At 66.6% G+C, this 15,717-nt stretch carries 13 protein-coding genes; 5 read left to right on the forward strand and 8 right to left on the reverse strand.

What is annotated here, in order from left to right:
* The first annotated feature begins 78 nt into the window (after window positions 1-78).
* Window positions 79-2,460, forward strand: a complete 2,382-nt coding sequence (locus U1708_RS14725; protein WP_332746577.1) for a hypothetical protein — start codon at window positions 79-81, stop codon at window positions 2,458-2,460.
* Window positions 2,461-2,588: 128 nt separating this feature from the next.
* Here the strand turns inward: U1708_RS14725 and U1708_RS14730 are convergent, their stop codons facing one another.
* Complete coding sequence (locus tag U1708_RS14730) at window positions 2,589-3,650, reverse strand: SDR family oxidoreductase (protein WP_332746578.1); 1,062 nt, start codon at window positions 3,648-3,650, stop codon at window positions 2,589-2,591.
* Window positions 3,651-3,991: 341 nt separating this feature from the next.
* Here U1708_RS14730 and U1708_RS14735 point away from each other — a divergent pair, with 341 nt between their 5' ends.
* Entirely contained in the window at window positions 3,992-4,279 is a 288-nt protein-coding gene (locus U1708_RS14735) for a hypothetical protein (protein ID WP_332746579.1), read from the forward strand.
* A gap of 119 nt (window positions 4,280-4,398) precedes the next feature.
* On the opposite strand, the gene zwf is transcribed toward U1708_RS14735, so the two are convergent.
* From zwf to U1708_RS14760, 5 genes are all read right to left on the reverse strand, one after another.
* A complete protein-coding gene (gene zwf / locus U1708_RS14740; RefSeq protein WP_332746580.1) occupies window positions 4,399-5,898 on the reverse strand; it encodes a glucose-6-phosphate dehydrogenase in 1,500 nt (499 codons plus the stop codon).
* 83 nt (window positions 5,899-5,981) lie between these two features.
* Window positions 5,982-7,529 (reverse strand): cation:proton antiporter, encoded by a 1,548-nt coding sequence (locus tag U1708_RS14745; RefSeq protein ID WP_307083426.1) that lies wholly within the window; start codon window positions 7,527-7,529, stop codon window positions 5,982-5,984.
* A gap of 246 nt (window positions 7,530-7,775) precedes the next feature.
* Window positions 7,776-8,336 carry a cytochrome b gene (locus U1708_RS14750; RefSeq protein ID WP_332746581.1) on the reverse strand — a complete coding sequence of 187 codons (561 nt, stop codon included), beginning with the start codon at window positions 8,334-8,336 and terminating at the stop codon, window positions 7,776-7,778.
* 32 nt (window positions 8,337-8,368) lie between these two features.
* On the reverse strand, window positions 8,369-9,154 hold the full coding sequence (locus tag U1708_RS14755) for a SapC family protein (RefSeq protein WP_307083422.1): 786 nt from the start codon (window positions 9,152-9,154) through the stop codon (window positions 8,369-8,371).
* A gap of 62 nt (window positions 9,155-9,216) precedes the next feature.
* A complete protein-coding gene (locus U1708_RS14760) occupies window positions 9,217-10,680 on the reverse strand; it encodes an FAD-binding oxidoreductase (RefSeq protein ID WP_443030060.1) in 1,464 nt (487 codons plus the stop codon).
* 85 nt (window positions 10,681-10,765) lie between these two features.
* Here U1708_RS14760 and U1708_RS14765 point away from each other — a divergent pair, with 85 nt between their 5' ends.
* The 3 genes from U1708_RS14765 to U1708_RS14775 all read left to right on the forward strand — a co-directional run bounded on the left by U1708_RS14765 (window position 10,766) and on the right by U1708_RS14775 (window position 13,711).
* Window positions 10,766-11,278, forward strand: a complete 513-nt coding sequence (locus U1708_RS14765) for a hypothetical protein (RefSeq protein ID WP_332746582.1) — start codon at window positions 10,766-10,768, stop codon at window positions 11,276-11,278.
* 265 nt (window positions 11,279-11,543) lie between these two features.
* Window positions 11,544-13,196, forward strand: coding sequence for a DEAD/DEAH box helicase (locus U1708_RS14770; RefSeq protein ID WP_332746583.1), 1,653 nt, complete (start codon window positions 11,544-11,546; stop codon window positions 13,194-13,196).
* A 5-nt stretch (window positions 13,197-13,201) separates the two neighbouring features.
* Complete coding sequence (locus U1708_RS14775) at window positions 13,202-13,711, forward strand: thioredoxin family protein (protein ID WP_332746659.1); 510 nt, start codon at window positions 13,202-13,204, stop codon at window positions 13,709-13,711.
* 336 nt (window positions 13,712-14,047) lie between these two features.
* On the opposite strand, the gene U1708_RS14780 is transcribed toward U1708_RS14775, so the two are convergent.
* Together U1708_RS14780 and U1708_RS14785 are read right to left on the reverse strand one after the other, a co-directional pair.
* A complete protein-coding gene (locus tag U1708_RS14780) occupies window positions 14,048-14,662 on the reverse strand; it encodes a glutathione S-transferase family protein (protein ID WP_332746584.1) in 615 nt (204 codons plus the stop codon).
* 182 nt (window positions 14,663-14,844) lie between these two features.
* The gene (locus tag U1708_RS14785; RefSeq protein WP_332746585.1) at window positions 14,845-15,714 is read right to left on the reverse strand and encodes a dienelactone hydrolase family protein; all 870 of its coding nucleotides are present in this window, start codon (window positions 15,712-15,714) and stop codon (window positions 14,845-14,847) included.
* Between the last annotated feature and the right edge of the window lie 3 nt (window positions 15,715-15,717).

The raw sequence follows: 15,717 nt of genomic DNA on the forward strand, positions 1-15,717 counted from the left end.
GGTGCCGCGGGGTTGCCCTATTCTCGACACCGGTACAGGCCATCGGGGATGCTTCCGACGATGAGATCGCCCGTGATGATGCTTCGATTTCTTCCGTTCTGCGCGCTGGCCGCGGCCCTCGTGCCCGTGGCTGCGCAGGCCGACCCTGCGCCGTTCGACCTGACCGGGCCGACCCTGCGCGTCGCCGTGACGCATGGGACGACGACGCTGCCGATCGCGCGGGTGCCCAAGCTCGCGACCGGCGACCGCGTGTCGATCGCGGCGGATCTGGCGGTTGGCAAGAAGGACGATGGCGCGCGCTATCTGCTGGTCGCGGCGTTCCTGCGCGGTGCGACCGAGCCACCGCCCAAGTCATGGTTCTTCAAGGCCGAGACGTGGAAAGAGAAGAAGAACGCGCTCGCGTTGAAGGTGCCGGAGGGCGCGCGGCAGTTGGTCGTGTTCCTGGTGCCGGAGAGCGGCGGGTTCGATGCGGTCGTGTCGGCGGTGCGCAAGCAGCCGGGGGCGTTCGTACGCGCGGTGCAGGATCTCGACCAGGCGTCGCTCGATCGCGCGCGGCTCGATGCGTTTCTCGACGGGATCCATGCGCTGGAGCGGACGCGGCCCGAGCGGATCGAGGCGGTGTCGCCGTTGCTGTCGCGCAGTCTGGCGATCAAGTTGAAGGCGGAGTGCCTCGATCTGGCCGCCGATCTGCAAGCGTCGTGCCTGACGCAAAGCCGCGATTCTCTGGTGCTGGCGGATGGGCAGAGCTCGACGCTGGCGGATACGCTTGTGGGTGCGCCGACCGACCTGGCGCTGCAACTGAGCGCGACGCCGGAGGGCGGGCTCGGCTATTACAGCCCGTATATCGGCGTGGTGCGCGATCTGGCGAAGATCTTCGGCGCGTTCCAGTCGACGCAGTTCCGATATATTCCAGCGCTGGCGCGGGCGCACGACGATCGGTTGGCGCTGCTGCTGAACGCGGCGCCGTCGTTTGCGAGCCCGAAATCGGTGATGGTGGTCGCGATGCCGGTGATCGAGACAGGCGCGCCGCAGACTCCGACGATGCGGCGGGCGGAGGCGGACCGACTGGTCTGTGCGGCCCGGCCCGATCTGGTGCTGCCGGTCGAGGGCGCGCCGCTGATCTATGCGACGAAGTTCGCGCACGACATGATGCTGCGCGTGACGACGCCGCAGGGTGGCGTGGTCGAGCTGCCGGTGCAGGCGGATGCCGAGCGTGGCGGGTATGTGCTCGATCAGGTCGGCATGCGGACCGCCGGGCTTGGGAGCGTGACCGACGCGACGTTGCATGGGCGCTGGGGGTTCACGCCGTTCGACGGGCCGCGGTTTCGGTTGCAGGTGCCGCGCGCCGGCGGATGGACGATGGTCGATACCGATCCCGAGAGTCTGGTCGTGGGTCGCGACAATGCGGTGGCGCTGGCCGGGCCGACGCCGAGTTGCGTCGAGGCGGTGACGCTGGTGAGCGATGCGGGTCAGGTGCCGCTCGCCTGGACGACGACGGGGGATCGGATCGGGCTGACCCTCCCGCTGGCGAAGACCGCACCGGGGAAACTGTCACTGCTGGTGAAGCAATATGGCGTCGAGGCGCCGGACAAAATCGCGCTGACCGCGCTCGCCGAAGCGGGGCGGATCGATGGGCTTACGCTGTATGCCGGCGATGCTGCGGGGACGCTGGCGGGGACGCGGCTGGATCTGGTGGCGTCGATGACCGTCGACGGCGTGGCGTTCAAGCCGGGCGAGGTCGTGCGGGCGGACAAGGTGGATCGGCTGGGATTGGTCGCGGATACGGCGCCGGCGTTTGCGGCGGGTCAGGCGAAGACGGCGCTCGTCACGCTGACGGATGGGCGAAAGCGGTCGGTGAAGTTCGTCGTCGCGGTCGCGCGGCCAAAGGCGACGCTGATCGCCAAGAGCGTAGTGGGGCCGCCCTCGCCCGGGCTTCCGGTCGTGTTGACGGGGGATACGGCGATTTCCCAGGATGCCCGGCTGACGTTTTCACTGCTCGCCGAGGGTACGCGGTTTTCCGCTGGCGATAGCGTCGAGATCGCGACGGCGGACGGGAAGACGACCACGAGCGTTGCGTCGGGGCGCGGGTTGACCGTGCAGGACGATCGGATCGCGGTGGCGACGGTCGAGCCGGGCAAGGCGCTCGGGGTTTCGGCGCATGGGCCGCTCAAGTGGCGACTGGTGCAGAATGGGGTCGCGGGCGACTGGGTGCCGTTGACGACCCTGGTGCGGGTGCCGGGTGTTACCGGGGTGACCTGTGCGGAGACTTGCATGCTGGCGGGGACGGATCTGTTCTTGATCGAGTCCGTGGCGGCAAATGCGGGGTTTGCGGAGGCGGCTCTGGTGCCGGAGGGGTTTACCGGGGGCTCGTTTGCGGTGCCGAAGCCGGTTGGGGGGATGCTGTACCTGCGGCTGCGGGACGATCCGGGGGTTACGGCTACGGTGGCGGTGAAACCGTAAACCTTCGGCCCCCGTCCGTCATCCCCGCGCAGGCGGGGATCCATACCCTCGCACGATCGTGATCGATCGCACGGTTAGCCAGTATGGGTTCCCGCCTCCGCGGGAATGACGGAAGAGAGGGGAAAGACTTACGGGATCAGCCGGTCCGCGCGGAGTTGTTCGAACAGGTCGAAGAACGCGTCGTCGGTCGGCTGGTATTCCTTGAACCCGAGCCGGCGGCTCTTGCCCATGTCCGTCACCACCTCGATCGGGCGGCCGAGATCGGCGTCGGTGTGCCAGGGGGACGCGAGGCGGGACAGATCGGCCTCCGCGAGGCCTTCGCGGGCGGCGATCTCGCGCCAGATGCCGGCGTCATCCTTCATCTGTTCTTCGAGGGTGAGGATCGTGCCGTCGAACGGGGCGGCCTCGATCCCGAACCAGTCTGCGATGCGGCCCCACATCCAGCTCCAGCGGAAGACGTCGCCGTTGACGACGTTGAACGCCTCGTTGCGCGCGGCTGGCGTGGTCGCGGCCCACAACAGGTGATCGGCGAGCAGGCTGGCGCTGGTCATGTCGGTGAGGCCGTTCCACTGCGCGGCCGAGCCGGGGAAGCGGAACGGGCGGCCGGTCTCGCGGCACAGCGTCGCATAGACCGCGAGCGTGGTGCCCATGTTCATCGCGTTGCCGACCGCCTTGCCGATGATCGTGTGCGGGCGATGGACGCTCCAGCCGAAGCCGTCGCGCCCCGCCGCCTCGAACACCGCGTCTTCCTGCGCATAGTAGAAATTTTCGACGTCGAGGCGCCCTTGTTCCTCGCGGAACGGGGTCTGCGGGAGAACGCCCTTCCCGTACGCCTCGAACGGTCCGAGATAATGTTTGAGCCCGGTGACGAGCGCGACGTGACGCACGCTGCCGCCGGGGCTGAGCGCGCCGAGCAGGTTGCGGACCATGCCGCCGTTGACGCGGATGTTCTCCGCCTCGCTGTCCTGGCGCGACCAGGTTGCGATGAATACCGCATCGGGCCTGATGCCGGTCAGGGCCGCCTCCAGGCTGCTTGGGTCCTGCAAGTCGGCGGCGACCGGCTGCACGCCGTCCTGTTCGGTCGGCCGCCGCGCGAGGCCGTATACCGCCCAGCCCGCCTTCACCAACGCCGCTGCGGTCGCGCTGCCGACGATCCCGCTCGTACCCACTACCAATGCCGTTCCGGCCATGTGCAATTCCCGTATCTGGTGATGATCTCGTCGAAGTCCCAAACGCGCCGAATTTTGGAAGGGGTCCACGGCGTCCCGTTTGCGGTGGCGGCGGGTGCGCGGTTGTGGCTATGGGGCGCGGATGACCGCATCGGATCTCCAGAGCCTGTTCGTCACCAACCTCGTCCGGTACAACAGCGGCGATCGGCGGCGGTGGCGGCTGATCGTCGGCGACGTGAAGGTCTATAGCCTCGCGACGCACGCGCATTGCAACTGGGCGGTGACGCCGTCGGGCAGCGCGAGCGAGGTCGACGCGGTCGAGCGGCTGGCGGACGGCATCTCATCTTACGCAGGAGCGACACATGGCGAAGCAATATTGGGCGCAGATCATCGAACTCGACGAGGAGATGACGGCCGCGACGATCCCGGGCGCGACGGATCACGAGGATGCGGCGGATTCGCTGGTAGCGGATTTCGTCGGCGCAATGGGTGGCGAGATCACCTCGGGCGCGGTCCGCGTCTGGGTGCAGGGCGGCGTCGAGAAGGTCTATGACTGGAAGGCCGACTTCACGATGCCCGACATGAACGAGATGGGCGACGAGGACGAGATGGAGGTCGAGGGCGAGATCGAGCTGACCGAGCGGGTTTGATCGACTTGCTCCCCTCCCTGAAAGGGAGGGGTTAGGGGTGGGTCGGCGAGTTGGCGGACGTTTTCCTTCCCAAGCGGCCTACCCACCCCCGGCCCCTCCCTTTCAGGGAGGGGTGAAAGTCAGGGGACGGTTTGGCCTGCGGGCGCGAGTTCGTGCCATTCGTGGCCGTCGTGCGCCAACAGTGTGTCCGCCGCCGCCGGGCCAAGCGTGCCGGCCTCGTACGGCTCCGGAATGCTCTGGTCTGTCGCCCATAGATCGAGGAACGGCTGCACCGCGGCCCAGCCGGCCTCGATCGCATCGGCGCGCTGGAACAGCGTCTGGTCGCCGGCGAACAGGTCGTAGATCAGCGACTCGTAGCCGGTCAGGTGGCCGATATCGAACGCGTCGGCGTAGCGGAAATCGAGCGCGATCGGGGCGGTCGCGACTTCGAGGCCGGGGCGCTTGATGTTGATGTCCATGCTCAGCCCCTCGTCCGGCTGAATCTGGATGATCAGGCGATTGGGCGGGAGCATGTCCGCCGCGGCACCCGGGAACGACGCGAACGGCACGGGCTTGAAGGTAATCACGATCTCGGTGTCGCGGCAGGTCATCGCCTTGCCGGTGCGCAGGTAGAACGGCACCCCCGCCCAGCGCCAGGTGTCGACCATCAGCTTCAGCGCGACATAGGTCTCGGTATGGCTGTCCGGCGCGACATCCGCGGTGGCGGTGTAGTCGGGGACGTCATGGTCCTGCACCTTGCCCGCCGTATAGGCGCCGCGGACGCCGTTGCGCTTGGCCTGCGCTGGCGAATAGGCGCGGACCGCCTTGAGCACCTTGCCCTTTTCGTTGCGGATCGCCTCCGCGTCGAAGTTCGCGGGCGGCTCCATCGCGACCATCGCGAGCAGCTGGAACAGATGGTTCGGCACCATGTCGCGCAATGCGCCGGTCGCATCGTAGAATTTGCCACGGGTGCCGACATCGACGGTTTCGGCCGCGGTGATCTGGACGTGCGCGATGCAGTCCGAATTCCAGACCCGCTCGATCATCATGTTCGCGAACCGCGCGGTCATGATGTTCTGCACGGTTTCCTTGCCGAGGAAATGATCGATCCGGTAGACCTGCGCCTCCGAGACCTTGTCGAGAATGCGCGCATTGAGATCGCGCGCGGAGGCGAGGTCGTGGCCGAACGGCTTCTCGATCGCGATCCGACGGAAGGCGTGCGGAGTTTCGGCCATCAGGCCGTGCTTCGCGAGTTTGTCGACGATATCGCCGAAGAACTTGGCCGGGACCGCGAAGTAGAATGCGACGTTGCCGCTTACCCGCGCCTTGAGCCTCTCGTAGACTTCGTCATGCGTGAAATCGCCTTTGAGATAGCCCACACGATCCTTGAGCCTTGCCCAGGCGTCACCCTTCTCGCTGGCCCCCTCGCCGCCCTTCGCGTCGAAATTGCCGAGTGCCTCGCGCAGCGACTGATCGTCTCCTTCGTCGATGCCGACGCCGAGCACGTGGAAATCGTCGCCGACCAGCCCAAGCCGAGTCATGTTGATCAGCGCGGGCATCAGCAGGCGGCGGGTCAGATCACCGAATGCGCCGAAGATCACGAGCGTCGTCGGCGGGGCGGGCTTGACGGAGTTGCTCACGAAGACGCCTCGGACATGGATCGACCCTTTCTACGGTGGTTCCTTCAAACTGCGTAGCGCGTGCCGATGTTCCCCGCACGCCTTCAGGTCGCCGTGAGGATATTGTCTCCGAACGCGCGCGCGTCGACCTCCGCCCAGTCGAGCTCCTCCTGAAGGCGGCGATAGACGTCCTCCGCCACCTCACCCTTGTCGCGCATCTCATGGAGCACGACGCGTTGGCAGGCGATCATCTCGAGGTGGAGTTCGTCGAATTCGGAGGTCGCCTGCGGATCGTCGGCCTCGGCGGTGACCTTGCCCGCCGCGCCGTAACGGAAGCGCAGGGCGTCCGCCGCCTTGCCTTCGCGCGCCGGCAGGACCGCGAGACCTACGTCGATAAGCCGCTTGCGGGCGGGCGCGATCTCGTCGGCCAGCCCGGTATCCGCGCCGAGATTGAGACGGCGGATCAGAGGCCCGAGTGTGAGCCCTTGCAGCACGAGCGTACCGATCACGACGCCGAACGCCGCTAGCACGATCAGGTCGCGGCCTGGCACCGAACGCGGCAGCGCGAACGCGGTCGCCAGCGTCAGGAGGCCGCGCATGCCCGACCAGGAGAGGATCATCGACGCGTTCCACGGCGGCGGCTTGGGCAACCAGGACGGCGCGTAGCGATCGGCGATCACGCCCTCCACGAACCGCACGAAGAACACCCACGCGACGCGCGTGACCAGCACGGTTGCAAGGACCGCGCCAGCGAACCCGATCGCCGGCCAGCGCTGTGCGGCGGGCAGGCCAACCAGCACGTCGCGCGATTGCAGCCCCATCAACGCAAACGCGATGATGTTGAGGACAAGCACCGCCGCAGACCAGACTGCCGCGCTTTGCAATCGGTCACGCGCGGGTTGGCCTATCGGGCGACGCTGCGACACGATCATCCCGAACGTGACGACCGCAAGCACCGGCGAGATATGCAGCCGCTCGGCCAGCAGCCAGATCCCGAACGTCACCGCGAAATCGGCCAGACTTGCGCCCAGCGTGCCTGCGAACAGCGGCACAACGCGCAGGTAGAGCCACGACGCCAAGGCTCCGAACACGATCCCGCCAGGCACCGCAGCCGCCAACGCAAGGGGTGTCACCGGCGTGTCGGAATGCGTCGCGAACGCGACCGCGAGCCCGAACAACAAAAGTGCAGTGGCGTCGTTGAGGAGGCTCTCACCCTGGAGCAGCAAGAGGCCGCGACGCGGAATGCCGACCTCGCCGAGCACCGCTTCCGATGCGGCAGCGTCCGGGGGCGCGACGATCGCTCCAAGCGCGAACGCAGCGGCGAGCGGTAGTCCGCCCAGCGTCACGCCGACAAACGCAACCGTGCCAGCGGTGACGAGGACGGCGAACACGGCAAGGGACAGTAGCGGGAACCAGTGGCGTCGAAGTGCGCGCGGACTGGTGTGATACGCGGCATGGAGCAGTGCCGGGGCGATGAACAGCGCCAGTGCGAGATGCGGCTCCACCGTGATCTTGGGCGCGAACGGCAGGATCGCAAAACCGAGACCGGCCGCCGCCAGCAAGGTCGGATACGGTACGTTCAACTTGCGCGCGAGGACCAGCAGGACCAGCGCGGCGAGCAGGATCGCGTCGAGGCTTTCGAATAATTCCACGGGCACGCAACGGGTGGGAAGAGCGGACGGGCCCGCCCCACCGCGCAGGTCAAAAAAAACCACCCCGTGCGTGTCGCACGGAGTGGCCTAGGTTCAGGGAGGAGGTACGCTAGAAGCGTACCGTACGGCGCCGCGAAAGGGGGGGACACGATGCCGTACAGAACCTAAATGGGTGAGCGCCGTTTTGGTTCAACCCTTGCTGCATCGCACACCAAATATATTTGCGGCCGTGCGGGGTCGATCGTATCACCGACGGTCAAGCACCGGCGCAATCCGGGTCAGAACGGTATCGCGAAGCAGCAGGTGATGGCGCAGCGCGGCGGCGATGTGCAGCACGACCAGAGCGAGCATTACCCAGCCGAGCACGCCATGCGCGCTGTGACCAAGCTGCCCGGTCGCCTTCGACACCGGCAGATACGGAACGTCGAACAGGCCGAAGATGCTTACACCGCCCGGCTTGCCGCCCGATACCATCATCCAGCCCGTCAACGGCATGGCGAGCATCAGGACGTACAGCATTGTGTGCGAGCCATGCGCGAGCGAGCGCTCCCATACCGGGGTACGCGCGGGAAGCGGCGGCGGCCGGTGTGCCAGCCGCCACGCTATCCGTGCCAGGGTCAGCGCCAGTATCGCGAGGCCTAGCGCCTTGTGCGCACCCATCCAGCTGCGCAGCGCCGGCACCGAATCGTGCAGCAACCCGACCGCGAGGTTGAGGATGACCAGCAGCGCGATCGTCCAGTGAAACCAGATCGCTACCCTCGAATAGCGATCCGACGAGTAGCGATCCGGACGATCCTGCGCTGCCATGCTTACTTCCTCACATTACAGGCGGACGATGATCAGACGTTGAACTGCGCCGGGGCCGGCATCTGCTGCTGCGGGGTCATGCCGAGCTGCGCCTGACGCGCGAAGATGTCGCGCATCAGCGACAGCGAGAACAGGTGGGCGTAGAGCAAAGGCAGCATGCCCGACTTGCTCATCTTGCGCAGTGCATCGCCGCGCAGATCGATCAGCTTCTCTTCGTTGATCATCTGGAAGCCGCGATAGACGAACGGCTGGTCGGCGCCGTCGGGCTGGATCGTGACTTCGCCGTCCATCAGCAGCTCGAGTTCGCGCAGCTCGTTCATGAAGTTCTGCGTGCGCGCGCCGGCCTGTTCGAACGATTCGTTGAAGCCGAGGATGTTCTTGGTCAGCTCGGTCGGCTGGCCGTTCTCGAACAGCGCATCGCCCTCCTCGAATTCGCCAAGCGCCTGCGACGTGGGGTCGAAGCAAAGCGACAGCTCCTGTGCGTCGGGGTGGAGGCGCGCGAGCATGTACGGGTAACGGCGAACGTAGGCCGGGACGTAGAAGGTGTTCTCGGTCAACCTGCCGTCCTCGCCGACGAACACGTTGACGCCCTCGTTCAGGCCCATCAGCGCGAGCGGGATGGCGTCGTCACCGACGGAGAAGACGATCGGCATATGGCGCTGCACCAGCGGAAATTCGTCGACGGTGATCGGGATCGCATGCTGGCCGACCAGGAACGGCGCGCTGTCCTGCGGGCGGACCTTGTAGTTCGCGTGCGTGTCGCTCGAAAGCGGCTCGAGGCCATTATAGAAAAGCGGAAGCTGGGCGGTGCTGGCCATTTTACTCTCCGGATCGGTCGGTCGAAATGCCGGTGGCTCATGCCACCGATTGGGGCGAGGCTCTATGGCGCGCCGGGCGGGCGTGCAAGTGTGACGAGCTTTCCGGGGTTGAGGATGCCGAGTGGATCCATCGCGGACTTGATCGCCCGGAGCGCAGTCATGCGGGCGGGAGACGACAGGCGTTCGAGTTCGTCGCGCTTCATCTGGCCGATGCCGTGCTCCGCCGAGATCGAACCACCGGCCGCCGTGACGAGATCGCCGACGAAGCGGGTGACGACCGGCGCGTCCTCGGCATACCAGCGGGCGGGATCGGTGCCGGGCGCGGCGCGGACGTGGAAATGGACGTTGCCGTCGCCGAGATGACCAAAACCGCTCGCGTGCGTGCCGGGGAAACGCGCGTCGCACGCCGCCGCCGCCTCGATCATGAAGCGCGGCATCGTCTCGACCGGGATCGAGATGTCGTGCTGCGTTGCGGGGCCGAGTGCGCGTTCGGCGGCGGAGAGCGAGTCTCGGAGGAGCCAGAACGCGGTGGACTGGGCTTCGCTGGTGGCGATCGTTGCGTCTTCTATCGCGTCGTCTTCAAGAGCTTTGCCGAGCAGGCGTTCGAGGAGCGCGCTGGGGGAGTCGCCGTCGGGGGTGGCCGAGGTCGCCTCGATCAGGAGGTGCCAGGGGTGGCGGCCGGCGAGCGGCGCGCGGGCGTTCGGGAGATGCGCGATGGCGGCGTCCAGCGATTCGGCGGGGAGGATCTCGAAGCTTTCGATCGCGTCGGTCTGCGCCTGGATCGCGCGCAGCAGTTTGAGTGCAGCCTGAGGGGACGCGATGCCGACCCAAGCCGTGCCGCGTGCGGCAATTGCGGGAGCGAGACGGAGAGTGGCGGCGGTGACGATCGCCAGGGTGCCCTCCGCGCCGATGAAGAGCTGATCGAGGTCGTAGCCGCGGTTGTCTTTCTTGAGCGCGGACAGGCCGTCGTGGATGGTGCCGTCTGCGAGCACCGCCTCGACGCCTGCAACGAGGCCGCGCATCGTGCCGAACTTGAGCACCTGTGTGCCGCCGGCGTTGGTCGAGACGAGCCCGCCGATCGTCGCTGTGCCGCGCGCGCCTAGCGTCAGGGGGAAGCGCCACCCCTGCCCTTGCGCGGTGCCGTCGAGGTCGGCGAGGATCACGCCGGCCTCGGCGATCGCGAACCCGGCTTCGGTGTCGAGGCTGCGGATAGTGTTCATGCGGCGGAGCGACAGGATCAGCGCGCTACCGTCCGCGGGGGCGGTCGCGCCGCCGACCATCGAGGTGTTGCCGCCTTGCGCTACCAGCGGCACGCGGTGCTCGGCGGCGGCCTTGACGATCAGCGCGACTTCCGCGGTCGAGGTCGGCGCAAGCAACGCGGGCGCGGCGCCGTGGAACCGGCCGCGCCAGTCATGCAGCCAGGGATCGATATCGGCGGGGTCGGTCACGATCGCCTTGGCGTCGAGATGCGGCGCGAGCGCGGTTAATATCGCGGCTTGCGAAGGCGTCAGGGTTGCTGTCTGAATTTCGGGCACGAACGAAGCGCTAGACAAAATTCATCGCGCGTTCAACGATTGGCCCTAACGGTTACGTCAGCATGATCCAGCCAGCATGATTCACCCCGCGATTCCCGCCACCCTGCTCGCGCTCGCGGGCCCGTTCGCTGCGGGTGCCTTTGCTGCAGACGCCTTTGCTGCAGGCCCCTTTGCTGCAGATGGGCGCGACGTGCCGTCGCCGGGGTTCAAGCTCGACGGTCTGCAAGTCGCGCAGGTCTCCATCCACGAACGCATCATCATCCGCGTACCCCGGATGAGCCGGGCTCCCGTCCGCACCTATGCGCCGCCACGCGAATGGAAGGAGCACAAGGGCCCCAAATGCATCGCGGTCGACGAGATCGCCGGCGCGATGCTCAACAAGGACGGCGCGGTCGACCTGGTGATGGACGACACCACGCGACTGCGCGCGCGGCTGGACGGCGATTGCAAGCCGCTCGATTATTATTCGGGTTTCTATCTGCGACCTGGCGCGGACGGGATGATCTGCAAGGACCGCGATGCGATCCGGATGCGATCGGGTGCGCGCTGCGAGATCGATGGGTTCAAGAGCTTGCGCGTGAAGAAGTAGCGGGGCTGGCCGGTCGCGTGTGGCGAACCCATTCTTACCTGCTTCGTCATCCTGACGAAGGTCCTAGTCCAGAGTAACGAACGGTGCGGTGCTTGGCTCTGGATCCCGACTTTCGTCAGGATGACGGGTTTTTTTGCGGAAATACACCTCCCGCCGCCGCCTGCGCCCTCCATTCACCGCGTTTCCTTGACATTTGTCGCTAAATCGGCGAGCGCCGGAACGCTTGAGGGCAGTGCATTTCACCCTCTATTTACCGGACATTTGCATGAGTTTTGCCGATCTCGGCCTCTCCGACGAACTGCTCAAGGCAGTCACCGACTCCGGCTATACCGAGCCGACCCCGATCCAGGCCGGCGCGATCCCGTCCGTGCTGATGATGCGCGACATCATCGGCATCGCCCAGACGGGCACCGGCAAGACCGCGTCGTTCGTGCTGCCGATGATCGACATTCTCGCGCATGGCCGCAGCCGCGCGCGGATGCCGCGCTCGCTGATCCTCGAACCGACGCGCGAACTCGCCGCGCAGGTGGCGGAGAATTTCGAGAAATACGGGGTGAACTCGAACCTCTCGATGGCGCTGCTGATCGGTGGCGTGTCGATGGGCGACCAGCTCGCCGCGCTGGAGAAGGGCGTCGACGTCCTGATCGCGACGCCGGGCCGGCTGATGGACCTGTTCGGGCGCGGCAAGATCATGCTCAACGGCTGTTCGCTACTGGTGATCGACGAGGCGGACCGGATGCTCGACATGGGTTTCATCCCCGACATCGAGGAAATCTGCACCAAGCTGCCGAAACAGCGCCAGACGCTGTTGTTCTCGGCGACGATGCCGCCGCCGATCAAGAAGCTGGCGGACAAGTTCCTGACCAATCCCAAGACGATCGAGGTGTCGCGCCCGGCGTCGACCAACCTCAACATTAAGCAGTATCTGGTGCCGGTACCGAGCCAGACCGCCAAGCGCGACACGCTGCGCCGAATTCTCGCGCAGGAGGAGGTGACCAACGCGATCATCTTCTGCAACCGCAAGACGACGGTGCGCGACCTGAACAAGGTGCTGAAGCAGGCGGGCTACAAGTCGGGCGAGATCCACGGTGATATGGAACAGCCGCAACGGCTGGCCGAGCTCGAGCTGTTCAAGTCCGGCGCGGTGACGATCCTGGTCGCGTCGGACGTCGCGGCGCGTGGGCTCGACATCAAGGGAGTGTCGACGGTGTTCAACTATGACGCGCCTTGGCATCCGGACGACTATGTGCACCGGATCGGGCGGACGGGTCGCGCCGGGGCGACGGGGACGGCGTACACGTTCGTCGCGCCGGATGATGCCGAGAATATCGTCAATATCGAGAAGCTTACCGGGCAGACGATCGAGCGGCTGAAGGGTGCCGAGCCGAAGACGGCGGCCGTTACTGCTGCGACCGAAGACGAGGGCACGGCGCGGCGCGCGCGGCCGCGGCGCGGGGTGCGGTCCGAGACGTTTACGCCGGTGCCGGTTGCCGGGGAGTCGGATGGGCCCCGTACGCGGCGGGTGCCGCGGGCGGATACGGTCGCGCCGGCGATCGTCGCCGAAGTGCTGGCTGCGGCCGAACCGGTTACGGCGGCCAAGCGTCCACGCTGGGAGCGTACGCCGATCGACGAGCCCGTGCCCGCGGTGAAACCGCGTGTTGCCGAGCCGGCACGGATCGAGCCGGTGCAGGTCGAACCGGCGTATGTGGAACCTGTTCGCGCCGCGCCGGTGCGTTCGGAGCCGGTTCGCTCGCAAGCTGTTCGTTCGGAAGTGGCGAAGGTCGAGCCGCCGCGGACGGAGCGCATTCCTGCGGATCCAACCGGTGGTCGCCGCCAACCGGTCGCCGATACGCCGGCGGATGGCTGGAACGGACCATTCCCGAGCTTCCTGAATGCCGTGATCGGAGGATATGAATGATGTCGATGCGCCGTATCGCCGCGCTTGCCTTGCTCGCCACCGCAGTGGCCGCCCCCGCTGCGAAGGTGGTGGCGCCGCATGTGAATACGACGAGCTTCGACAAGCTGCCCCAGCCCTTGCCGCTGCCGTATAATGAGTCGGCCAACGCCAACGCACAGGTTGCGGCAGCGCGTGCGCGGGCACTGAAGACGCACAAGCGGTTGCTGATCGATCTCGGCGGCAACTGGTGCCTCGACTGCCGTCTGCTCGCGGGGACGATCGACCTGCCGGAGATGAAGCGCTTTGTGGACAGCAAGTTCGTGGTGGTGACGGTCGACATCGGCCGCTTCGACAAGAACGGGCAGATCGCTGCGGGCTACGGCATCAAGGGGCGGCTGAAGGGCGTGCCGGCGGTGCTGGTAGTCGACCCGCGGAGCAACCGGTTGCTGAATGCGGGGCATGAAACCGAGTTGGCGGATGCGCGGTCGATGGGGCCTCAGGCGTTGGCGAACTGGCTGGCGAAGTGGGCGGCCTGATCCGGGATTTTGAGACACGTTAGCGCTTTTTTGTTGCGGACTGAGGCGAGTGATGGGGTTCGCCTGCTCCATTACGTCGCCCCGTTTGGCTTGCCCTCACCTATCGCCGCCTTCGGCGTCTCTCCCTCTCCCCGATGGGAGAGGGAATGGGTTCGAGGCACCTGTCGTGCGGCATGAACCGGCTCTCTAGGAAACCGGTCCATGCCGCTCGGTTCGTTCCAACATATGCCGTCATCCTGACGAAAATCAGGCCCCAGAGCCACGAGCGTTAGCTCCTGAGATCCTAGGTCCTGACTTTCGTCAGGATGACGGGTTTGGTTGGCGGGCCGCTCGCTCTTACGCAGCGACCGGGATCAGCGCATCGTCCAGCGCGCCGGCGCGCACATAGGCCGGGCGTGCCTTCAACCGATCGGCATAGCCGGCGAACGCCGGGCGGTCGGGGAGCGAGCCGAATTGCAGTCCCCAGATGACCTGCGATCCGACATAGACGTCGGCGGCGGTGAAGCGGTTTCCGGCGATATGGTCATGCGCGGCCACCGCTTTCTCCAGCACGTCGACGGCGGTGTCGTAGCTGCCATAGCCGATCATGCGCTGCTGGCTGTCGGTGGGCACGACGCCGAGCGAGCGGTTGGTGATTGCGGCCTCAAGCGGGCCGGCGGCGTAGAACAGCCAGCGGTAATAGGCGGCGCGTTCGTCGGGGTGCGGTGCGAGATCGGCGTCGGGGAACGCCTCGGCCAGATACGCGCAGATCGCGGCGCATTCGGTGACGGTCTGGCCGTTGTGGACGATCGTCGGGACCTTGCCCATCGGGTTGATCGACAGGAACGGCTCGGCCTTCATCGTCGAGGCGTAGTCGAGGACGACGGTGTCATACTCGGCGCCGACCTCTTCGAGCATCCACCGCGCGATACGGCCTCGCGACATCGGGTTGGTGTAGAGCGTTAGAGTCATGCGGGCCTCCTGAGAACGGATCGTGAACGAGGGTCTCATGGCCTAGGGTCGCGGTCAAGCGGCGCTGGCGAAGTAAGCTTGTTCTCCCGCGAAGGCGGGAGCCCAGGCTGGGCTCCCGCCTTCGCGGGAGGACAAGGACGTGGAGGGCTGGGCTCGGTTACGGGCCCCTCACCCTTCCCCCGTTACACAAGCGCCTTATCGAACAGCGCGAGCATGCGGGCCCAGGCCTTATCCGCCTGGGCTGCGTTGTAGACCTTCGAGTCGGGCGGGCACCAGCCGTGCATCGTACCTTCGTACACCTCGATTTCGGCTGGCAATTTCGCAGCGGCGAAGGCGGTGCGGAGCGTGTCCTTTTCGGTGGGCGAGCGGGCATCGTCGTTGGCGGCGATCGCGATGAGGTATCGGCCCTTCATCTGCGGAATCAGGAGATGGGGGCTGTCGGGCTTGTCGGTGACGAAGCCGCCGCCGTGGAAGGTCGCGCCGGCGCGGATGCGGCTCGGCACGGCCGCGGCGGTGCGCAGGACCATCGGGCCGCCCATGCAATAGCCGGTGCTGGCCAGCCCACGCTTGCGGTCGGTCTGCGGCTGCGCGTCGATGAACGCGGCAAAGGCCTTTGCGTCGCGGACGGTGCCCTCGGCGGTGAGCGCTTCGCGGAAGGGTGCGATGCGGGCGCGGACGGCGGGCTGGTCATAGGACTCGCCGGGGGCGAGGAACGGTGCCTTGGTCGAGCGGTAGAACTGGTTGACGACGAGCACCGCGTACCCCGATTGCGCGAGGCGGTCGGCCATCTGGCGGAAGGCGGGGCGCAGGCCCATGATGTCGGGCCAGATCAGCACGCCGGGATGCTTGCCGGTGGCGGGCGCGACGAAATAGGCGTCGGCCTTGCCGTCGGGCGTGGTGATCGCGACGTCGCGGCCCTTGATGACGGCGGCGTTGGCGGGGGCGGGTAGCAGCATCGTCAGGCCCATCGCGCCGGTCATCACGCCGAACTGGCGGCGCGAAACGCCGGCCAGATACGCTTCGTTATCGTCTGCGGTATGCTCGTCGCACATGGG

Origin of the sequence: Sphingomonas arabinosi, assembly GCF_036663715.1 — a bacterium.
Taxonomy (GTDB): Bacteria; Pseudomonadota; Alphaproteobacteria; order Sphingomonadales; family Sphingomonadaceae; genus Sphingomonas.